The following is an 18311-nucleotide window of genomic DNA, read 5'->3' on the forward strand; positions in this document are numbered from 1 at the left end:
TGATGTTTACAGAACGCTCTGTAACAAAATAGCATAATAGGCTACCTATAGTTATAAGAACAGTATTATAACTATGGTCTTTATAGAGATTACACATCAAGCAGCGCAAAACCCTAATCCTAAGTTTAAGGACAAGCTTAGTACACTAAAAGCTTTGTTACAAGAACTAGTGCAACGGGACCTGCCAGATACGGCCATAACTTATATAAATACTCAGCTTGAGGAACTGAATGCTAAAGCTACTACAGATCCTAAGCTGTACAAAACGGTTTGGGCTAAACAGAACTGTATCCTTAAATATTTAGAAAAACATTTAAAGCTTGTACCCCAAGGCTATTATCAAAAGCTTTGGACAGTATTGGGCATGTCTACCTTTGGTTTGCCGTTAGGGGTTGTTTTTGGTACGACCATGGGTAACATGGCCTTTTTAGGTATTGGCTTACCTATAGGCATGGCTATTGGTATGGTTGTGGGTTCTAATATGGATAAAAAAGCAGCTAAGGAAGGGCGTCAGTTAGACTTTAAGGGTAATGTGATGTAGTGTTTGGTGTTTGGTGTTTGGTTGTTGGTGTTTAGTATACAGGGTTTCGTTACTTCGAGTGATTTGTGAGTTTCGAGCAAATTGTATCGAGAAGCCTTCCGTGCTTATCGTCATTGCGAGCGAGGCACGACCGAAGCAATCTTTAACTTGCTACTGTCATGCTGAACTTTATTCAGCATCTCACTTTCATTCATGTAACAGATTCTGAAATAAATTCAGAATGACAAATCATCAAAAGCAATATGGCTCAAATTTAATTCCGACACGGTCGGAACCAACGATTTTAAGAAGTAATGAGCACACATCAATCTTAGGAACTCAAATCTAGGATTGAAGAACAGTCACCTATTTTAATACCATATAAGCAGTTATTAGCGAATGGTGCTTTGCAACTTCCTATAAATCGTTTTGATTTTTTGGTTCGTTTTGTATCAAGACAAAATGAACATTAAAGAAGGACTTTGACAGGCTCAGTGTGACAGCGCGAATAAATAATAGTTTAATAAATAAAGAAGTAAAGTTTTATCGAGATCACCTAAAAGATCTCAAACACATAGCCGAGTAGCCAGTACAGGATAAAAAACACTACAATAGTGCCTATGCAGCCGCATTTGCCACCGCCAATTTTCTTGGCACCCCAAGCGGCACCTATGATACGTAATAGTTTTTCCAAAATAATGTATTAAAAAAAATCACGCCTTTTAAGTCTGTAGTTACAAACTTAAGTAGGTGTGATATAATAAACTTGCTCCCAAGTATAGGAAGCCTGCTAATAGGACAAGGCCTGTTATAAAATAAAATTGTTTCTTTTTTTCTTCTTTTGACTTCGCTTTTCTTAAAGTTCTGTCGTTTACTGCTTGTTGGTTAAGACTTGTTGCATGTGTTGCCATTGTAATACATTTTTAAGATTAACACCGATTTGTTGCTTAGTTGTTGTTGTCTATATATATTAATCTAAAATGTTCTTAGGGGGTAATGGGTCAACTTGTGATTCTAATTTTAATACGTGTTTATGGTTTAACGTTTCTATTAATATGGCTCTCTGGTGTTTAAGCGCATATTCCTTAGATACAAATTTATAATAATCTTTGACAATTCCAACATCAGGGGACTCTTTTCTACCCCATTTTACTGTGGTTCCTATAGCAATCATATGTTATTGTTTTTAAAATTTATATCTATTTTACGCGCTCTACCACATGGTGTTACACCGCTTTTTTATTGATTTTTGTTCGCGCTGTACCTAAAAGCCCATTATAGAATTGTAAAACCTCTTCTTCAGACTTAATCTGTTTTACTACAGTACCATCAATTGCAATAGGGTATTGTAGTATATAAGGCTTTTGGTTAATTAGCCTAAGCCAATCGCCTACCGTATTGTGTTCTGTACCTAGGTGTTGTAATGCTGGTGATACCTCAGGGTTTAAAAGCCCTCCTAAATCTACATTCATCATCGTGGTAATCTCTAGCCATATCATATCCGATAGCGTTTCACTATCAATATCTATACACCGTATTGGGGTGTCCATTGATGCTATGAGGGTCTCACAAGCTTTACCTACGTTAGAGCTTTCAGAATAGATGAGAATGGATTGTTTGTTTTCTTTTGATAAAAAAGCCATAATACGATATTGTTTTTTCCAAAACTACTTCCAATACACCTAACCTGTTAACTCTAAAACTTATAAAGTTGACTCATACAAATTTACCTCTAAGTCTTGTGTAAAGTGTAATTTACTGGTTAATAAAGTGTTATTTGCATATAAATTTAGTGTTAAGGCATTTTTATGATATTCTTAACAGGGATTCGGGTTGAAAAGTGAATCTGTTAAAATTGTAAGATAATTAATACTTCAAATTATGTAATTCTCTGAAAACAAGGGGTTTTTGTGATGATGTGACTTTTGGATCGACTTTTCTATTAAAAATTATTTTATATGTTTGACGCACAGTGGTTTAGCAAAACGATCGATTGCTAAGGATAATAACTAGTGTTATCAGCTACTGTATCATCCCCTTAATTTATTAACTGTCCCAAAACGAGTTTGGAACAACTTAACCAGACATGGTATGGCTACAAAATGCCAGCTATACATGTCACAAAACCATTAAACATGGCAAAGAATAATTCCTTTATTCAATTAGAAGGAACGTTAGACGGATTAACGTTCTACAGAAGCAACGGTGAAAACTTGGTAAAAAAGAAAAGTCAAGTTAATCGTAACCGTATGAGAAATGACCCTGCTTACCAACGTACACGAGAAAACAATCAAGAATTTGCTGGTGCCACACAAAGTGGTAAGGCGTTCAGAGAGTGCTTTCCTAATATTATACGTTTGGTAAGCGAACCTAACATCAGTGGTAAAATTGCAGGTGTTATGCGTAGAATTATTAATAATGGTGCTGGTCTACGTGGTCAGCGAACTATTAACCTTGTTGATAACCGTGAGCCTTTTGTTGGTTTTAATTTCAATAAAGCCAAAATGTTTGATAGTCAGTTTATGGCAGCTTCAGCTTTACCTGCTATCAATGCTAACCGTGACACAGTCACGTGGAGTATACCAGACTTTAATACTAGCAATGCGGTAAAAAAGCCCGAAGGAGCTACGCATTTTAAGTTGGCTTTAGCGGCTGGATATGTAAGCAATTATGAATGGGTTTCTGCTGTTCATGCTTATGAGCCTGTTGAAGATACACCAAATGGTGTAGGAAGTATTACATATAGTGATGCTATTGAGATAGGCGGAATGGTTGGTAGTGCTACAGACATTGTAGTAGACCTTACAGCTTACGCACCGATACCTGTAACAACAGCATTGTATGCTGCAACCGCTATTGTGTTTTATCAAATGGTTAACGGTGAGCTTTACGAACTTGCCCAAGGTCATTGCATGAAAATAGCAACAGTAGGGTAGTAGGTATTTAGTGTTTGGCTTTTGGTCAAAGGCTATTGCTAACTACTTTATTGTATTAAGTTTTATATCCCGTATGGTTTTGCTGTACGGGATTTTTTTTTGCTTTTATAAGTCGAACACATTAGCTATTATAAACCGTCTATTAACCAATGATCTTAGCCGAGGCTAAGCCGAGGTTAAGCCGACGTTGTGCCGAGGGAAACCCAAGGGGCTACAGAGGAGAAGTCAAGATAATTTTGAAGGGCTATTGCTCCTCATCACAAAGAAATAATAAAGAGTAACATTGTATAGACCACATTCTAAGCAATAATTATTATAATTGTAATAGAGATTAAACAAACAAATTAAAGCATATATACAACGATGAAATTACTAGGAATAGGCTCTAGAATTGAACATTCAGAATACGGAAAAGGTGTGGTAACAAACGTAACGTCCAAACACTATTGGGTAACCTTTATAGATCAAGGATTAGAAACCATAGATATTGATAGTGAGTACGAGGTTATAGAAGCCACAGAAGATGATGTCGATACAGTAAGTTTTTACGAAGTAGAACGCAGCCTAAAAGCAATACTAAAGCAATGGTCAGATGTGTCTGAGGTAGTTGCCATAGCCGACAAATGGAAAGGTGGAAAAATTATCATGGAACCAGGTGATCCTAACCTACAAAGTAAAGAATTACCTATTGACACTTTCTTTCATAAAATCACTATGGTGCGCGATCGCTTAAGAGTAATGGAACAGAAAATAAACTCTAGCAATAACCTTGACGAGCAAGAAAAAATAGACTTACAGCAATACATCACCAGAAGTTATGGAAGTCTTACAAGCTTCAATGTGTTATTTAAGCTGAAGAGTCAGCAGTTTGTAGGCCAGAAATCTAAATAGTTTTTATAGCTCTGTTCCTTTGATATCCTCAAGTTCTAATCCAAATATCAAGAACTTGTGAAAGGTAGGGAGTAGTGCTCCTGTGTCTGTAGTTGTCCAATTTTCCCATGTGGCCTCAAGGCCGTCAATAGGAAGGATGTCTACCCACATCTGAAAGCTTTTGGGTTTACCATCCTTATCTAAGTGCCACAAATAAGAATCACCAGGTGTTGATCCACCAGTAGTATAAGTCACTAAGAGTGCCTCCTCATTGGAGTCTGTAGTGACTAGGCGTCTTTCAACACCTTTATCAAACACTTTATAAGGGGCAACCAACCAAAAGGAATCATTATTAAAAAAGTTGATGGCTTTGTCTATATACTTTTGTTGTTCCACACCATTGTATTCCTGTTGCGCTACAAATACTTTAGATTGACTATAGTCCTTAAGGTCTAAGATGACTGTGAAATCATCCCAATAGACTTCACATTTTCCGTCACGCTTATACCATTTGTAATGATGCCTCCCTTTGAAAGTCCACTCTAAATAATCTGTATTCAAATAGGCGTCTTCGTTTAAGGCATCGAGCATTTTTGTAGCAAGTGCATCTGCTTTGGCTCCTTGTTGCCCTGTTGGTAAATCTTCATCATATTTTAAGTACATAAAACCAAACAGTAGGAGAGACGGTAGGGTAAAGAAAATGATAATGCCTCCTATTATTTTTAATGCTTTTTTGAATATGCTTTTTTTTGCCAATGCTATGTTGATTAAGCTTTACAGTACTTCAACTAATAAAGCGGTTATTATTTTAAAATTTTATGATCTCTACATGATGTGATATCAAAACTAAAGCGATACTCTTAGTTATCTGATTTATAGCCTTGAGGACGTTTCCATCTTACAGGTGCTTTTGGTTCTGGTTTCAACTCAAATTCATTGTTTTCTAACAATTTCATAGCTTCCTTTACAGCACGCTCCAATTGTGGATCGATGCCTTGTGTTGTCAACTTTGGGTCTTGTATAACTTCAATATCTGGAGCAACTCCTTCACCTTCAACAGCCCAATTACCATCTACATCATAGAATCCACCACGTGGCGCCACCATGTGTCCACCATCAATAAAATAGGGTGTATCCCAGGTACCTACTAAGCCTCCCCAAGTTCTGGTTCCTATTAAAGGGCCAATATTTTTCATCTTGAACATGTATGGTAATAAGTCACCACCAGAGCCAGCACGTTCGTTTATAAGCATTACTTTTGGTCCCCAAATACCAGCAATTGGTGTGGTCCAAGGTCTGTTGTCGTTAGCCTTACTATTAAAATAGCCAAGCAGTTCACGAGACATCACATCTATCATATAATCTGCTGCGGAACCACCACCATTATTTCTTTCGTCAATAATTACACCTTTCTTATCTTGTTGCGAGAAATAGTATCTGTTGAAAGCTGTAAAACCAGGGCCACCAGTATTTGGAACATAGACATAGGCTAGCTTTCCATTAGATAATTCGTCAACTTTTCTGCGATTGCTTTCCATCCAGTCGATAGTTCTTAAGCCTCGCTCGTTATTTACAGGCTTAACTAAAATAGTTCTAGCATCCGTTTCTGAAGGTTTATTATTTACAGTAATGTTTATTTCTCTCCAAGCGGTTTGCTCTAGTAATTTATATGGATTGGTTTCAGATGTCAATTTTTGACCATTAATTTCAAGAATGTAATCCCTTCTTTAACGTTGATTCCTGGTTGTGCTAATGGTGATACAATATTAGGGTTCCAGCGTTCGCCTGTATAAATTTTCGCAATTCTGTATGTACCGTTTTCCGCTTTTAGGTCACAGCCCAAAAGACCAACTGGCACACGATCAATATCAGGGAAATCACCACCAGAAACATACGAGTGTCCTACGGCAACTTCACCACTCATAATATCTACAACATAATTAAGGTCGGTTCGGTGACGCACATGATCTATCCAAGGCGCATACCATTTGTAAATATCATCCCAAGGTGCTCCGTGCACATTATCTACATATAAGAAGTCTCTCATAAACCTCCAGCCTTCTTTGAAAATTTGATGCGCTTCAGCTTTAGGATCTATTTTTACTTTTATATCGAGCTTTAAATTGTCTTTTCCTGGTTTTGGTGGTGCGGAAGCATCTGTTAACACCCAGCTCCCTTTTTGAAATAGTAAAATTGAGTTTCTATCTTCGGACGCTACCATTTGAAATACTCCATCTGTAAAATCAGATGCTTCATTTTTTTCCACATCATAGGTGTGTACTTTTAGTCCTGTTGCGTTAGGTATAGCTTCAGCAACAAATACTTTGTTTTTTGGACCTTTCAGTAAGCCTACATAGTTTCTGTCTGGCATGTCTAAAGCCACAGCACGGTCAAAAATGCCATCTTCATCTATGGTTACAGTGATACCATTATCTTTTTTCTCTTCTTCTTTTTTGTCTTTGTCTTTTGAATTTTCTTCCTCTTTTTTAACGTCTTCCATATCATTTTTTGGAAGGTTAGGAGCTTTATCATTTTTGCTCAGTACTACAGCATAAAGACTACGTGTTAAGTTAGCTGCAGGATCGTAATTACTCATATCTAACCAACCTGACTGTAAACCGTAATTGGTACTAGCCAAAGTATATAGGTATTTTCCTGAAGCATCCCAAACCGTTGTAATGGCATCGGCAATTGGATCTGTAATCTGAATCGTTTTTTTGGAATCTACATTGCAAGCAAATATAGCTTTGAAGTGACTTTCTAATTGTTTAGGGAATGCAATCCATTTACTGTCTGGTGACCAAACAGGATTCATAGTACGGTTTGGATGTGCATAACGGTCTGTGGCAACGATACTCGTTTTTTTTGTATCTAGATTCAATATCCAAATATTATAATCTGTATCTGAGTAAGCAATATATTTTCCGTCTGGTGACCAATCAGGTTGAAAATAAAATGTAGGGTTGGGTAGCTTAATGGTTTCAACATTTTCACCATTTTGATCTGCTAACATTAATTGATATTCTCCACTTTCATCAGAAAACCAAGCAATTTTATCTCCTTTTGGAGACCAAATAGGGTTTCTGTCAGCTACACCTGGCGAATTGGTAATGTTTATCCAGCTTCCGTTTTCTTTTGGTACCGTAAATATTTCCCCACGATATTCAAACAAGGCACGCTTACCTGTTGGAGAAAGATTAGGATTAGAAAGTTGTCTGGCAGACACATCTTCCCATTTTGTTCTGTAGAAGTTTAAATCTGCTTTTACATCAATATTTAATTGTTCAGTTTTTTCTGTTGAGGGATTGTATACATGCAAATAACCTCCTTGTTCGTATACGATTTTATCATCACTAGCATCAAGACTTTTGACATCAAACTTTTTATGAAACGTAATTTGCTTTTCTTCTTTTGTTGAAGGGTTGAAAGACCAAATATTCATAGTAAAATCACGTTCAGACATGAAATACACTGAACCATTTAACCAAACAGGATCTAAGTGACGTTCTTTAGTTGGTTGAGACGTTCGTACAAGTGCTTTCGTTTTCAAATCTACAACCCAAATTGGCATAGCTTGTCCACCACGATAGTTCCTCCATTCTGCATCCCAGCCTGTGATAGGAGTGTAGGCAACGTATTTTCCATCTTTGGACATTTCACCATAGGCAGCTCTTGGTATTTCTAGGGCTTCTGGTAAACCTCCGTTGGTGGCAACCGTAAAAAACTTATTGGTCATTGTTGGTTGACTTTCTCTATTAGATCGAAAAAGTACTTTACCATCGGGAGTCCAGCCCTGTACATAATCACCACTTGGGTGGTATGTTAATCGTTTAGGTTCTCCACCTTCAGCAGGCATTACAAACACATCAACATTACCATCATATTCTGCAGTAAAAGCAATTTGTTTACCATCATTAGAAAAGTGAGGGCTAGATTCGTAACCATCATCGCTAGTTAAACGTACGGCTGTTCCTCCTTTTGTTGAAGCTTTCCAAAGGTCGTTTGCATAAACGAAAACAACATCATCACCGTGAAGGGTTGGTTGTCTTAGTAATTGTGTGCCTTGAGAAAAAGAAAATAGCGAAAGGCATAACGCCGTAATGGCAGTGAAATTTTTCATTGTGGTTGATTTAATGAGGTAAGTCTTTTGATGATTGGCGAAGTTAAATATACAAAGAAGTACTGTTGAATTTTGTAAAAGGGTGTTAAAAACCTACGGCAATATCATCTCCTCTTGGATCTGCACCTCCTTCAAGCATGCCGTTGTCTAATACCAAAATGCCATCTACAATACCAATAATAGGCGATTTGGTTTCGTTGATGGTATATCCTAATTCCTGAAGTTCTTTTATTAGGGACCTGCTAAATCTGTTGGGTTCCATTCGGATTTCGTCTGGTAACCATTGGTTATGAAAACGTGGAGCTTCAACAGCTTGCTGCATGGTCATCTCAAACTCATGAACGTTAAGGATAGTTTGAAATACAGAAGTAATTATTGTAGAACCTCCAGGTGTTCCGACGGACATATAAAGTTCACCGTTTTTTTCAACTATAGTTGGTGTCATAGCACTTAACATTCGTTTTTCTGGAGCAATGCTATTCGCTTCTGCTCCAATAAGGCCGTAGTAATTTGGTTCGCCTGGTTTACTACTGAAATCGTCCATTTCGTTATTAAGAAAAAAGCCGAGTTCATCAATATATACTTTTGAACCATAACCTCCATTTAGTGTTGTGGTTACCGCAATAGCATTTCCAAATTGATCAACAATAGAGTAGTGGGTCGTTTGATCACTTTCATAACCTGTAATTTTTCCACGTGCTATAGAATCCACAGGAGTTGGCTTTTCAAACGAAAAATTTGCCATACGTTTTGAGAGGTACCTTTTGCTTGTAAGGGTATCAATTGGCATATCCACAAAGTCTGGATCTCCAAGATAATGACTGCGATCTGCATAAGAACGTTTTTCAGCTTCTACCAAAACTTGAGTATATTTTACACTATTATGACCAAGTTCTTTTAAGTCAAAAGGTTCTACCATGGTCATGATTTGGTTGAGGCAAACACCACCAGAAGAAGGAGGTGACATAGATGTAATAGTTAAATCATCATATTGAAATGAAATAGGATCTCGCCATTTGGCTTCATATTTAGCTAAATCTTCCATCGTAATAATGCTTCCTCTAGCTTGGAGTCTTTTAACCAAAATTTCGGCAATCTTTCCTTTGTAAAACTCATCTCTACCATTATCTGCAATACGTTGAAGGGTTTCAGCTAAAGCACTATTTTTTATGGTGTCGCCTGACTTTAGCTTATTGTTGTAAAGAATTTCTTTTCCGTTTACGGCTCTGATTAAACTATCGTAATGAGCAATACGTAATTCTTGCTTTTCTGTAATTACATAACCGTTTTGAGCAAGTTCTATTACAGGTTTTAAGATGATAGAAGGCTCTAGTTTACCAAATCGCTTTTGAGCTTCAAAAACACCAGCAATAGTTCCAGGAATACCAATAGCCATACTACCAACCGTACTTTTATTTGGGATGATATTTTCATCATCATCTAAGTACATGTTTTTTGTTGCTGCTAAAGGTGCTTTTTCTCTGTAGTCCAACGCTCCTTTTGAACCATCAGCCAGTCTGTAAACTAAAAATCCACCACCACCAAGATTCCCAGCATATGGATAAGTTACAGCAAGTGCCATTTCGGTAGCCATCATAGCATCAAAAGCATTACCACCTTGTTTCAAAATTTCAACACCAATTTTAGAAGCCTCTTCTCTTGCACTAACTACCATGGCATTTTTTGAAGTAACACCTCGTAAGTTTTGCTCTTTAGATTCAACATTGCTTTTACAGTTAACAAGACATAGTGCTGCAATGCAAAAGGAAAGAAAGTGCTTCATAAATTATATTGTTTCTCGATTTCTAGACGTTTGTCTTCACTGAATTTTATTAAATCATCAAAGAAAATTGTGAATTCTTTTTCGAATAAATCATAATATTTCTCAAGTTCATAAGTCGCGTTATTCATTTTAGAACGCCCTTTAGTTCGGTGATTCATCCCATTTAAGATTCCCTGAATACCTTCAATAGAAGCATAGCTTAATAGCCAATTGCTTTCAATCATTATAGGTGTCAGTTTTTTGAAACGTTCGGGTAAAACATCTAAATGTCTCACCAACATTTCGTAAAAATCATTCACATATTCAGCTAAAGGAATGTTGCAATAGTTTTTCCAGTTTTTGGCCAAAAAATGATCGTAAAATATATCAACGATTACACCACTGTAATGCCCATAATTTTCATGAAGGCGCTTCTTACTTTGCTTAACCACCAAATGGCTATCCGTAAATGTGTCAATTTCACGATGTAGCTGTATACCAGCTTGCATAGGTACAGGAAATCGGGTATAATCTTTACCTCTAACGCCATCTCCGGCAAAATTTCCGATGGTTAAAAGTTGGTTGTCGCTAGAGAGATAAATGTGGGCCAAGAAGTTCATAATTCGAATTTACAAATTCATAATAACATTATTTACTATAACCCTTATATTTGTTGAAAATCTAAAAACAAACTATGACTTTAATAAAATCTATATCAGGAATACGTGGCACCATTGGTGGTGCTGTTGAAGATAATTTAACGCCAATTGATGCGGTAAAGTTTGCAGCAGCTTATGGGACTTGGATTAAACAACAACGTGATAAGGAAAACTATAGGGTTGTAGTAGGGAGAGATGCACGTATTTCTGGAGAAATGATTCAGAGTTTAGTAATGAATACCTTGGTTGGTCTAGGAATACATGTTATAGATTTAGGATTATCAACAACACCAACCGTTGAGGTGGCTGTGCCAATGGAACATGCCGATGGTGGCATTATTCTTACCGCAAGTCATAACCCAAAACAATGGAATGCTTTAAAATTATTAAATGCTAAAGGGGAATTTTTGAATGGTGAAGAAGGCAAAAAAATTCTTGATATCGCAGCATCAAATGAGATGATATTTTCTGAAGTTGATGATTTAGGAAAAATCACAAAAAATGATGCCTACATCGATTTACATATCGATGAGGTTTTAGCATTGCCTTTAGTCAACAAAAAAGCAATTGAGGCTGCAAATTTTAAAGTTGTTGTCGATGGAGTAAATTCTACAGGAGGTATTGCTATTCCTTTACTATTAGAACGTTTAGGAGTTGAAGCGGTAAAATTATATTGTGATCCTACAGGCCACTTTCCTCATAATCCAGAACCACTTAAAGAGCATTTAGGTGATTTGGCAAAAGCTGTTGTTAACGAACATGCCGATTTTGGTATTGTGGTAGATCCAGATGTAGATCGTTTAGCTTTTATGGATGAAACAGGAGAAATGTTTGGTGAAGAATATACTTTGGTTGCTTGTGCGGATTATGTTTTGAGTAAAAATCCAGGAAATACGGTCAGTAATATGAGTTCTACAAGAGCTTTAAGAGATGTTACAGAGAAACATGGCGGCATGTATGAAGCTAGTGCTGTAGGAGAAGTGAATGTAGTGGAGTTGATGAAAAAGAATAATGTAGTTATTGGAGGAGAAGGTAATGGAGGTATCATTTATCCTGAATTACATTACGGTCGTGATGCTTTGGTTGGTGTGGCTTTGTTTTTAAGTCTTTTAGCCGAAAAGCAAATGAAAGTTAGTGAGTTAAGAGCTACGTATCCTAATTACTTTATGAGTAAGAAAAAGATTGAATTAATTCCAGGATTAGATGTTGATGGTATTTTGAGCACAATGGAAACAAACTACAGTCACGAAAAATTAACCACAATAGATGGTGTAAAAATTGACTTTGCAAATAGTTGGGTACATCTTAGAAAGAGTAATACAGAACCTATTATTAGAATATATACCGAAGCCCAATCTCAAACTGAAGCAGATGAGTTAGCCGATCGTTTTATTGCTGAAATAAAAGCTGTCGCTAATATTTAGTATCTTTATAATTATAGAATATAATGTCGATGATTTCTGAAAACTTAACAAAAAAAGTCAGTGAATTAGAAGTTTACTTTAACCAATTTAGACGACATATTATTGGTGAAGGGCAGACTTTTGAATCTCCTTTTGGAAAGCAAAAAATCATTTATACAGATTGGACAGCCTCTGGACGTTTATACCGACCAATTGAGGAAAAGTTATGCAATGAGTTTGGACCTTTTGTTGCCAATACACATACCGAAACTACAGTTTCAGGCACTGCAATGACCAAGGCTTACCATAAAGCTAAAAAGATTATAAAAGACCACGTTAACAGCAATGACGATGATGTTTTGATAGTTGCTGGAAATGGAATGACAGGTGTCGTTAACAAGTTTCAGCGTATTTTAGGACTTAAAATTCCAGAGAATTTAAAGAGTTTTACGACAGTTCCAGAGGAAATGCGACCTGTGGTTTTTGTATCGCATATGGAGCACCATTCTAACCAAACCTCATGGTTAGAAACGATGGCCAAAGTAGAGGTCGTACCACCAGATGAAGATGGACTATTCAGTATTGAAAACTTAGAAAAGCTTTTAGAAGATTATAAAGACTATACTATAAAAATTGCGTCCATAGTTGGCGGCTCTAATGTTACAGGACTTCAAACACCTTATCATGATGTAGCTAAATTAATGCATCAAAATGGAGGAGTTTGTTTTGTAGACTTTGCGTGCTCTGCACCTTATGTTGATATTGATATGCATCCTGAAGATGAAGAAGCTTACTTGGATGCTATTTTCTTTTCGCCACATAAATTTTTAGGTGGTCCAGGAACTTCTGGAGTTTTAGTTTTTAATAAAAAACTGTACAAAAATATGGTGCCTGATTGTCCTGGAGGTGGAACCGTAAGTTGGACTAATCCTTGGGGCGAACATAAATATATTGATAGTATTGAAGATCGTGAAGATGGTGGTACGCCAGGATTTCTTCAAACCATAAAAACAGCTCTGTCCATTAAGCTCAAAGAGCAAATGGGAGTAAAAAATATGCTTAAGCGTGAGCATGAATTACTGGATATTGTTTTTTCTAAATTAGGTTCGGTTTCTAACATCAATATTTTAGCTGGTCAGCATAAAGATAGGTTGGGAGTTGTTTCATTTTACATAGATGATTTGCATTATAATCTTGGTGTAAAATTATTAAATGATCGTTTTGGTATTCAGACCAGAGGAGGTTGCAGTTGCGCAGGTACTTACGGACACTTTTTACTTCATGTGGATCAACAAATGTCTCATGAGCTTACCGATGAGATTTCGATTGGAGAATTAGTAAGAAAACCGGGTTGGATAAGGATGTCTATTCACCCAACAACAACTAATGACGAAATTAATTACGTGTGCGATAGTATTATTGAACTGGCTAAAAACCATAAAGCATGGTCACTAGACTATGAGTATTCTAAAAGGAATAATGAATTTATACATAAATCTATAACTACTGGAGAAAGCTCAAGTAATGAGGCTGTAGATTCTTGGTTTAGTTTAGATTAAAAACTATTTCTATTACTGAAATTGAGCAGGAACTTTGTTTCTGTGCTTCCAGCGTTTATGTGTCCATAAATAATATTGTGGAGCTTCCAAGATTTGTTCTTCAACCAGTCTGAAAAACATATCTGTGATTTCATAGTCTTTATAATCATTCGGATTTTCTGTAATGGTCTTAAATGAGGTTTGGTAATAACCGCGTTTAATTCGTTTCACACCAAAAAATACTACTGCCATATCCAGTTTTTTGGCTAAGGTTTCAGCACCAGTGTACATTGGTACTTTTATACCCATAAATTCATTCCAATGAAATGCTTTTGTGGCTTTTGGTGATTGATCGGAAGCAAAACCATTTATGGTGAGTTCTCCACGTTTCTTACATTCACTCAGTATATTGAATGTTTCTTTGGTTGTGATAAGATGTGTATCAAACTTTGCTCTTATGCGTTTTACAAGCTTATCGAAGTGTTTGTTTGCTAATCTTTTATAAATAGCATAACCTTTGTAATTTATATACTTCTGCATTATAAAAATCCACTCCCAACTTCCATAATGTCCACACATTAAAATGATACTACGTTGTTTCTCTTCGAGATTATTTATAAGTTCAATATTTGTGAATTTATAACGCTTTTTAAGCTCTTTTTCAGATATGGTCATAGATTTTATAGCTTCTAAAATCATATCACATAAGTGATGGTAAAATTGACTTGTAATCTTAGAAATCTCTTTTTCTGACTTTTCAGGGAAAACCAACCTCAAATTTTCTTTCACAGTAGATTTTCGATATCCAAAGATTTTATAAAGAAATAGCCACAATACATCGGATAAGCCGTAAAGTAATCTAAATGGCAAAATAGAAATCAACCAAAGAATAGGATAAATAAGAATATAGGCAATAAGTTGCATGAAAGTATGTTAATTTAGCAACAGCAAATATATGCTATATTTGATTTATAAGATTAGAGTTTATGTACAATTTAGATATCGTAACTATTGTCATTATTGCAGCAAACGTCATTATTTCCTTTAAAGGTTTTGAAGATCGTTTATTTTTTGAAAAATATAAGTTTAATGTTGGTAGTATAAGACGAGGCGAACAAATACGTATGTTTAGTTCAGGTTTTTTGCATGCGGATGTTACGCATCTATTGTTTAATATGATAACGCTTTACTTTTTTGCTGACGCCGTAATTTTTGAGCTAGACAGAGTTAATTTTATGATTATTTATTTTGCCAGTTTAGTGTTTGGAAATTTACTATCTCTATATTTTCATAAAGATGAATATTGGTACAGTGCAATAGGGGCAAGTGGTGCGGTCACGGGAATTTTATATTCAGCGATTTTGTTACAGCCAGAAATGAGCTTGTATATGTTTTTTGTACCTATTCCTATTCCTGGTTATGTGTTTGGTATAGGCTATTTACTTTATTCTATTTATGGTATGAAAAATAGGATTGGGAATATTGGCCATGATGCGCACTTTGGTGGAGCTGTTGGTGGTTACGCAATAACCTTAGTACTTATGCCTAGCCTTTTTAGAACAGACCTTGGATATGTAGGATTATTGGCTATACCTATTGTTATATTATTTGTGCTTTATAAAACAGGAAAATTGGATTAAAATTTTTGATTAAGTGATTCCATCACTTTTTTCCTTAAAGCATCACCTCTTATGTTTTTGTCGATTATTTTACCATCTCTATCTAAAAGATAATTAGTTGGAATAGACCTGATGTTATAAAGTAAAGCTATAGGGTCATTATAATATTTTAGATTAGAAACATGAATCCATGGTAAGTTATCTTTTTTTATAGCTGATAACCAATCCTCTTTTGGATTAGACTGTGATTCTTTGCCATCTAGAGAAACACTAACGATTTCAAGTCCTTTATTTTGAAAGTTTTTATAAATTTCTAAAAGTTCAATATTGTCTCTTCTGCAGGGTTTACACCATGATGCCCAAAAATTCAAAATAGTTATTTTTCCTTTAGTATCCGTAATGTTAAAGACATTTCCATCTGATTTTATGGCCTCAAAATTAGGAGCAACTTTACCTATTTCTAAAGGTGCTAGTCTTTTATAGCGTGAATATAAATGAGTAATTTTTTTACGAACTTCGATACCTTTTCGTGAATTTTTTATACTGTCAGATAAAGTGTTGTATAGATTGTAATAGGACTCTATATCAGAATTTTCCTTGTTAGTCTCTAAATCAATTAGGTTTAAACTAAAGAAGCTGTCGCTGTTATCTGCAATAAAATTTAATGGAAATTGATGCATCTCTTTACTACGCATTTCTAAAACTTTTAAAATTGAGTCAGCTTTTTTAGTTTCCTGTAGTTCTATAGCTTTTTTGTAGGCTTTTTCAATATTTCTAATATTTACTTTTAGTTCATTGATACTATCTTTGAATTTTATAAAAACAGTGTTGGATTTAGACCCATTAATATAGGACTGGTTTATGTTTTCAGTATTTATTTCTATGGAAATATCACTATTTTCAAGCATAAAAATTAATTGTCCGTTATAGCCATCAACGATTAATGAGTTAGCTACAGGTGTGTCAACACTACCATTCATTTTAAAAATTTCATTCATAACAATAGCAGAGTCTATCATTATTTGTTTTCCTTGTTCGTCATTGGCTTTTAAATATACTCTTGTACCGTTGTAAATATTTTCAGCCTTACCAATTATGTTGTATTGTGGAATCTGTTTTTCTTTCTCCTTACAGGACGTAAATAGCAGATTTAAAATCAATAATAAAAATAGTATTCTCATAAATTAAAAGTATTTTACTTATCATATTGAAAATAAGATTTAACAAAGATAAATACTGAAATTAAGAATATGTTAGATTTCTAATTTAGTTTGATGTTAAATTTCATTGTTGCTATTAATGAGGTTAAAAGTAATTTACAATACTTTTGTAGTAAAAGAAAGAAAATGAACAACGATACCATAGTAGCATTAGCAACACCATCTGGTGCAGGAGCCATTTCAATCATTAGGTTGTCTGGCACTGAAGCTATTGTTATCGCAGATAAACAATTTAAATCTGTTGTAGGTAAAAAATTATCTCAACAAAAAACGCACACTATTCATTTAGGACATATTGTTGATGAAGAAAAAACGATAGATGAGGTTTTGGTATCGGTATTTAAAAACCCAAATTCGTATACGGGAGAGGATGTTATAGAAATTTCATGCCACGGTTCTAATTATATTCAACAAGAAATTATCCAATTGTTTTTACGTAAAGGTTGTAGAATGGCAACAGCAGGTGAATTTACGCTCCGCGCTTTTTTGAATGGGAAACTAGACTTGAGTCAAGCAGAGGCAGTTGCAGATTTAATAAGTAGTGATAATGAAGCTTCACACCAAATTGCTATGCAACAAATGCGTGGAGGTTTTTCTTCTGAGATAGCCAAGTTAAGAGCAGAGCTTTTAAATTTTGCGTCTCTAATAGAGTTAGAATTAGACTTTGCTGAAGAAGATGTTGAGTTTGCAGACAGAACTCAATTTAAAGAATTAATAGAGCGCATCACTTTTGTATTAAAGCGTTTAATAGATTCTTTTGCTGTTGGTAACGTTATTAAGAATGGAATTCCTGTAGCTATTGTAGGTGAGCCAAATGTTGGTAAATCTACACTTCTCAATGCGCTGTTAAATGAAGAGCGTGCTATAGTTTCTGAAATTGCTGGTACTACAAGAGATACTATTGAAGACGAAATTTCCATTGGAGGCATCGGTTTTCGATTTATTGATACTGCAGGTATAAGAGAGACTAAGGATGTGGTGGAAAGTATTGGTATAAAAAAGACCTTTGAAAAAATAGAGCAATCCCAAGTTACGATTTATCTCTTTGATGCTAGTAAAGCTATAAACACTCTTGAAGACGTAAGAATAGAGATTGAAAAGATTAGAAATAAATATCCGCAAAAACCTTTGTTGGTCATTGCTAACAAAATAGACCGATTGGATGATATTCAATTGGCGAATATTAATACAACTATTGCAGATGTTTTACTACTTTCTGCTAAAACAGGATTTGGTGTTGAGCAATTAACAAATTCATTATTAAATCTTATAAATACTGGTGCTTTACGAAATAATGAAACTATAGTCACCAATACACGACATTATGATGCTCTTTTAAAGGCTTTTGAAGAGATTCAAAAAGTAAAATATGGTCTAGAAACAGGTCTTTCGGGCGATTTATTAGCCATCGATATAAGACAAGCCTTGTATCATTTTGGTGAAATTACTGGTGAGATTACTAACGATGATCTACTTGGAAACATTTTTGCAAATTTCTGTATCGGAAAGTAACTTATTTTCTTTTGTTTGTTAATGTATTGATTTTATTGACTTTACAAGTTTTTATCTTCTCTTTTTTGTTGCTTTTTTGCTCTTTTTTAACTAAATTTGTTGTATATCTGTTGCCTTAAATACGGATTTGTTGCCCAAATCTGTTGGCTAAA

General features: G+C 35.2%; 15 protein-coding genes and 1 pseudogene. 7 read left to right on the top strand and 9 right to left on the bottom strand.

Translation table 11 applies throughout. From position 1 onward, the window contains the following. The first annotated feature begins 73 nt into the window (after positions 1-73). Positions 74-541: a hypothetical protein gene (locus AC2H4K_RS14405; protein ID WP_493742540.1), complete on the top strand. Its 468-nt coding sequence runs from the start codon at positions 74-76 to the stop codon at positions 539-541. Between the two features lie 713 nt (positions 542-1254). On the opposite strand, the gene AC2H4K_RS14410 is transcribed toward AC2H4K_RS14405, so the two are convergent. Genes AC2H4K_RS14410 through AC2H4K_RS14420 form a run of 3 tightly spaced genes read right to left on the bottom strand, consistent with a single transcriptional unit; the run spans position 1255 to position 2163 of the window. Then, positions 1255-1431 (bottom strand): hypothetical protein, encoded by a 177-nt coding sequence (locus AC2H4K_RS14410; protein WP_281139844.1) that lies wholly within the window; start codon positions 1429-1431, stop codon positions 1255-1257. A 59-nt stretch (positions 1432-1490) separates the two neighbouring features. Then, a complete protein-coding gene (locus AC2H4K_RS14415) occupies positions 1491-1694 on the bottom strand; it encodes a hypothetical protein (RefSeq protein ID WP_281139843.1) in 204 nt (67 codons plus the stop codon). Between the two features lie 52 nt (positions 1695-1746). Then, positions 1747-2163 (bottom strand): hypothetical protein, encoded by a 417-nt coding sequence (locus AC2H4K_RS14420; protein WP_281139842.1) that lies wholly within the window; start codon positions 2161-2163, stop codon positions 1747-1749. A gap of 492 nt (positions 2164-2655) precedes the next feature. On the opposite strand from AC2H4K_RS14420, the gene AC2H4K_RS14425 reads away from it, so the two are divergent. Together AC2H4K_RS14425 and AC2H4K_RS14430 are read left to right on the top strand one after the other, a co-directional pair. Next, entirely contained in the window at positions 2656-3456 is an 801-nt protein-coding gene (locus tag AC2H4K_RS14425) for a hypothetical protein (protein ID WP_281139841.1), read from the top strand. Between the two features lie 363 nt (positions 3457-3819). Then, positions 3820-4347 (top strand): DUF8685 domain-containing protein, encoded by a 528-nt coding sequence (locus AC2H4K_RS14430; RefSeq protein ID WP_281139840.1) that lies wholly within the window; start codon positions 3820-3822, stop codon positions 4345-4347. A 3-nt stretch (positions 4348-4350) separates the two neighbouring features. Here the strand turns inward: AC2H4K_RS14430 and AC2H4K_RS14435 are convergent, their stop codons facing one another. The 4 genes and pseudogenes from AC2H4K_RS14435 to AC2H4K_RS14450 form a co-directional block, all read right to left on the bottom strand. Then, a complete protein-coding gene (locus tag AC2H4K_RS14435) occupies positions 4351-5082 on the bottom strand; it encodes a hypothetical protein (protein ID WP_281139839.1) in 732 nt (243 codons plus the stop codon). Positions 5083-5186: 104 nt separating this feature from the next. Then, a pseudogene (locus tag AC2H4K_RS14440) lies at positions 5187-8446 on the bottom strand (S41 family peptidase). A gap of 85 nt (positions 8447-8531) precedes the next feature. Then, positions 8532-10229 (bottom strand): gamma-glutamyltransferase, encoded by a 1698-nt coding sequence (gene ggt, locus AC2H4K_RS14445; RefSeq protein WP_281139837.1) that lies wholly within the window; start codon positions 10227-10229, stop codon positions 8532-8534. Then, positions 10226-10828: an acyl carrier protein phosphodiesterase gene (locus AC2H4K_RS14450; protein WP_281139836.1), complete on the bottom strand. Its 603-nt coding sequence runs from the start codon at positions 10826-10828 to the stop codon at positions 10226-10228. The genes ggt and AC2H4K_RS14450 overlap by 4 nt, the downstream gene beginning before the upstream one ends. A 74-nt stretch (positions 10829-10902) precedes the next feature. Between AC2H4K_RS14450 and glmM the strand changes: the two genes are divergently transcribed. Continuing rightward, positions 10903-12291 carry a phosphoglucosamine mutase gene (glmM, locus tag AC2H4K_RS14455; RefSeq protein WP_281139835.1) on the top strand — a complete coding sequence of 463 codons (1389 nt, stop codon included), beginning with the start codon at positions 10903-10905 and terminating at the stop codon, positions 12289-12291. Positions 12292-12314: 23 nt separating this feature from the next. After that, a complete protein-coding gene (locus AC2H4K_RS14460; RefSeq protein WP_493742541.1) occupies positions 12315-13829 on the top strand; it encodes an aminotransferase class V-fold PLP-dependent enzyme in 1515 nt (504 codons plus the stop codon). A gap of 12 nt (positions 13830-13841) precedes the next feature. Here AC2H4K_RS14460 and AC2H4K_RS14465 read toward each other — a convergent pair whose 3' ends face one another. Next, complete coding sequence (locus AC2H4K_RS14465; protein ID WP_493742542.1) at positions 13842-14732, bottom strand: lysophospholipid acyltransferase family protein; 891 nt, start codon at positions 14730-14732, stop codon at positions 13842-13844. 62 nt (positions 14733-14794) lie between these two features. Here AC2H4K_RS14465 and AC2H4K_RS14470 point away from each other — a divergent pair, with 62 nt between their 5' ends. Then, positions 14795-15448, top strand: coding sequence for a rhomboid family intramembrane serine protease (locus AC2H4K_RS14470; RefSeq protein ID WP_493742543.1), 654 nt, complete (start codon positions 14795-14797; stop codon positions 15446-15448). Here the strand turns inward: AC2H4K_RS14470 and AC2H4K_RS14475 are convergent. Beyond that, positions 15445-16608 carry a redoxin domain-containing protein gene (locus AC2H4K_RS14475; RefSeq protein WP_493742544.1) on the bottom strand — a complete coding sequence of 388 codons (1164 nt, stop codon included), beginning with the start codon at positions 16606-16608 and terminating at the stop codon, positions 15445-15447. The two genes, AC2H4K_RS14470 and AC2H4K_RS14475, sit on opposite strands and share 4 nt — an antisense overlap. 165 nt (positions 16609-16773) lie before the next feature. Between AC2H4K_RS14475 and mnmE the strand changes: the two genes are divergently transcribed. After that, a complete protein-coding gene (mnmE, locus tag AC2H4K_RS14480; protein WP_281139831.1) occupies positions 16774-18159 on the top strand; it encodes a tRNA uridine-5-carboxymethylaminomethyl(34) synthesis GTPase MnmE in 1386 nt (461 codons plus the stop codon). Positions 18160-18311 lie beyond the last annotated feature (152 nt).

The organism is Winogradskyella sp. 266wxhm (genome assembly GCF_058964685.1).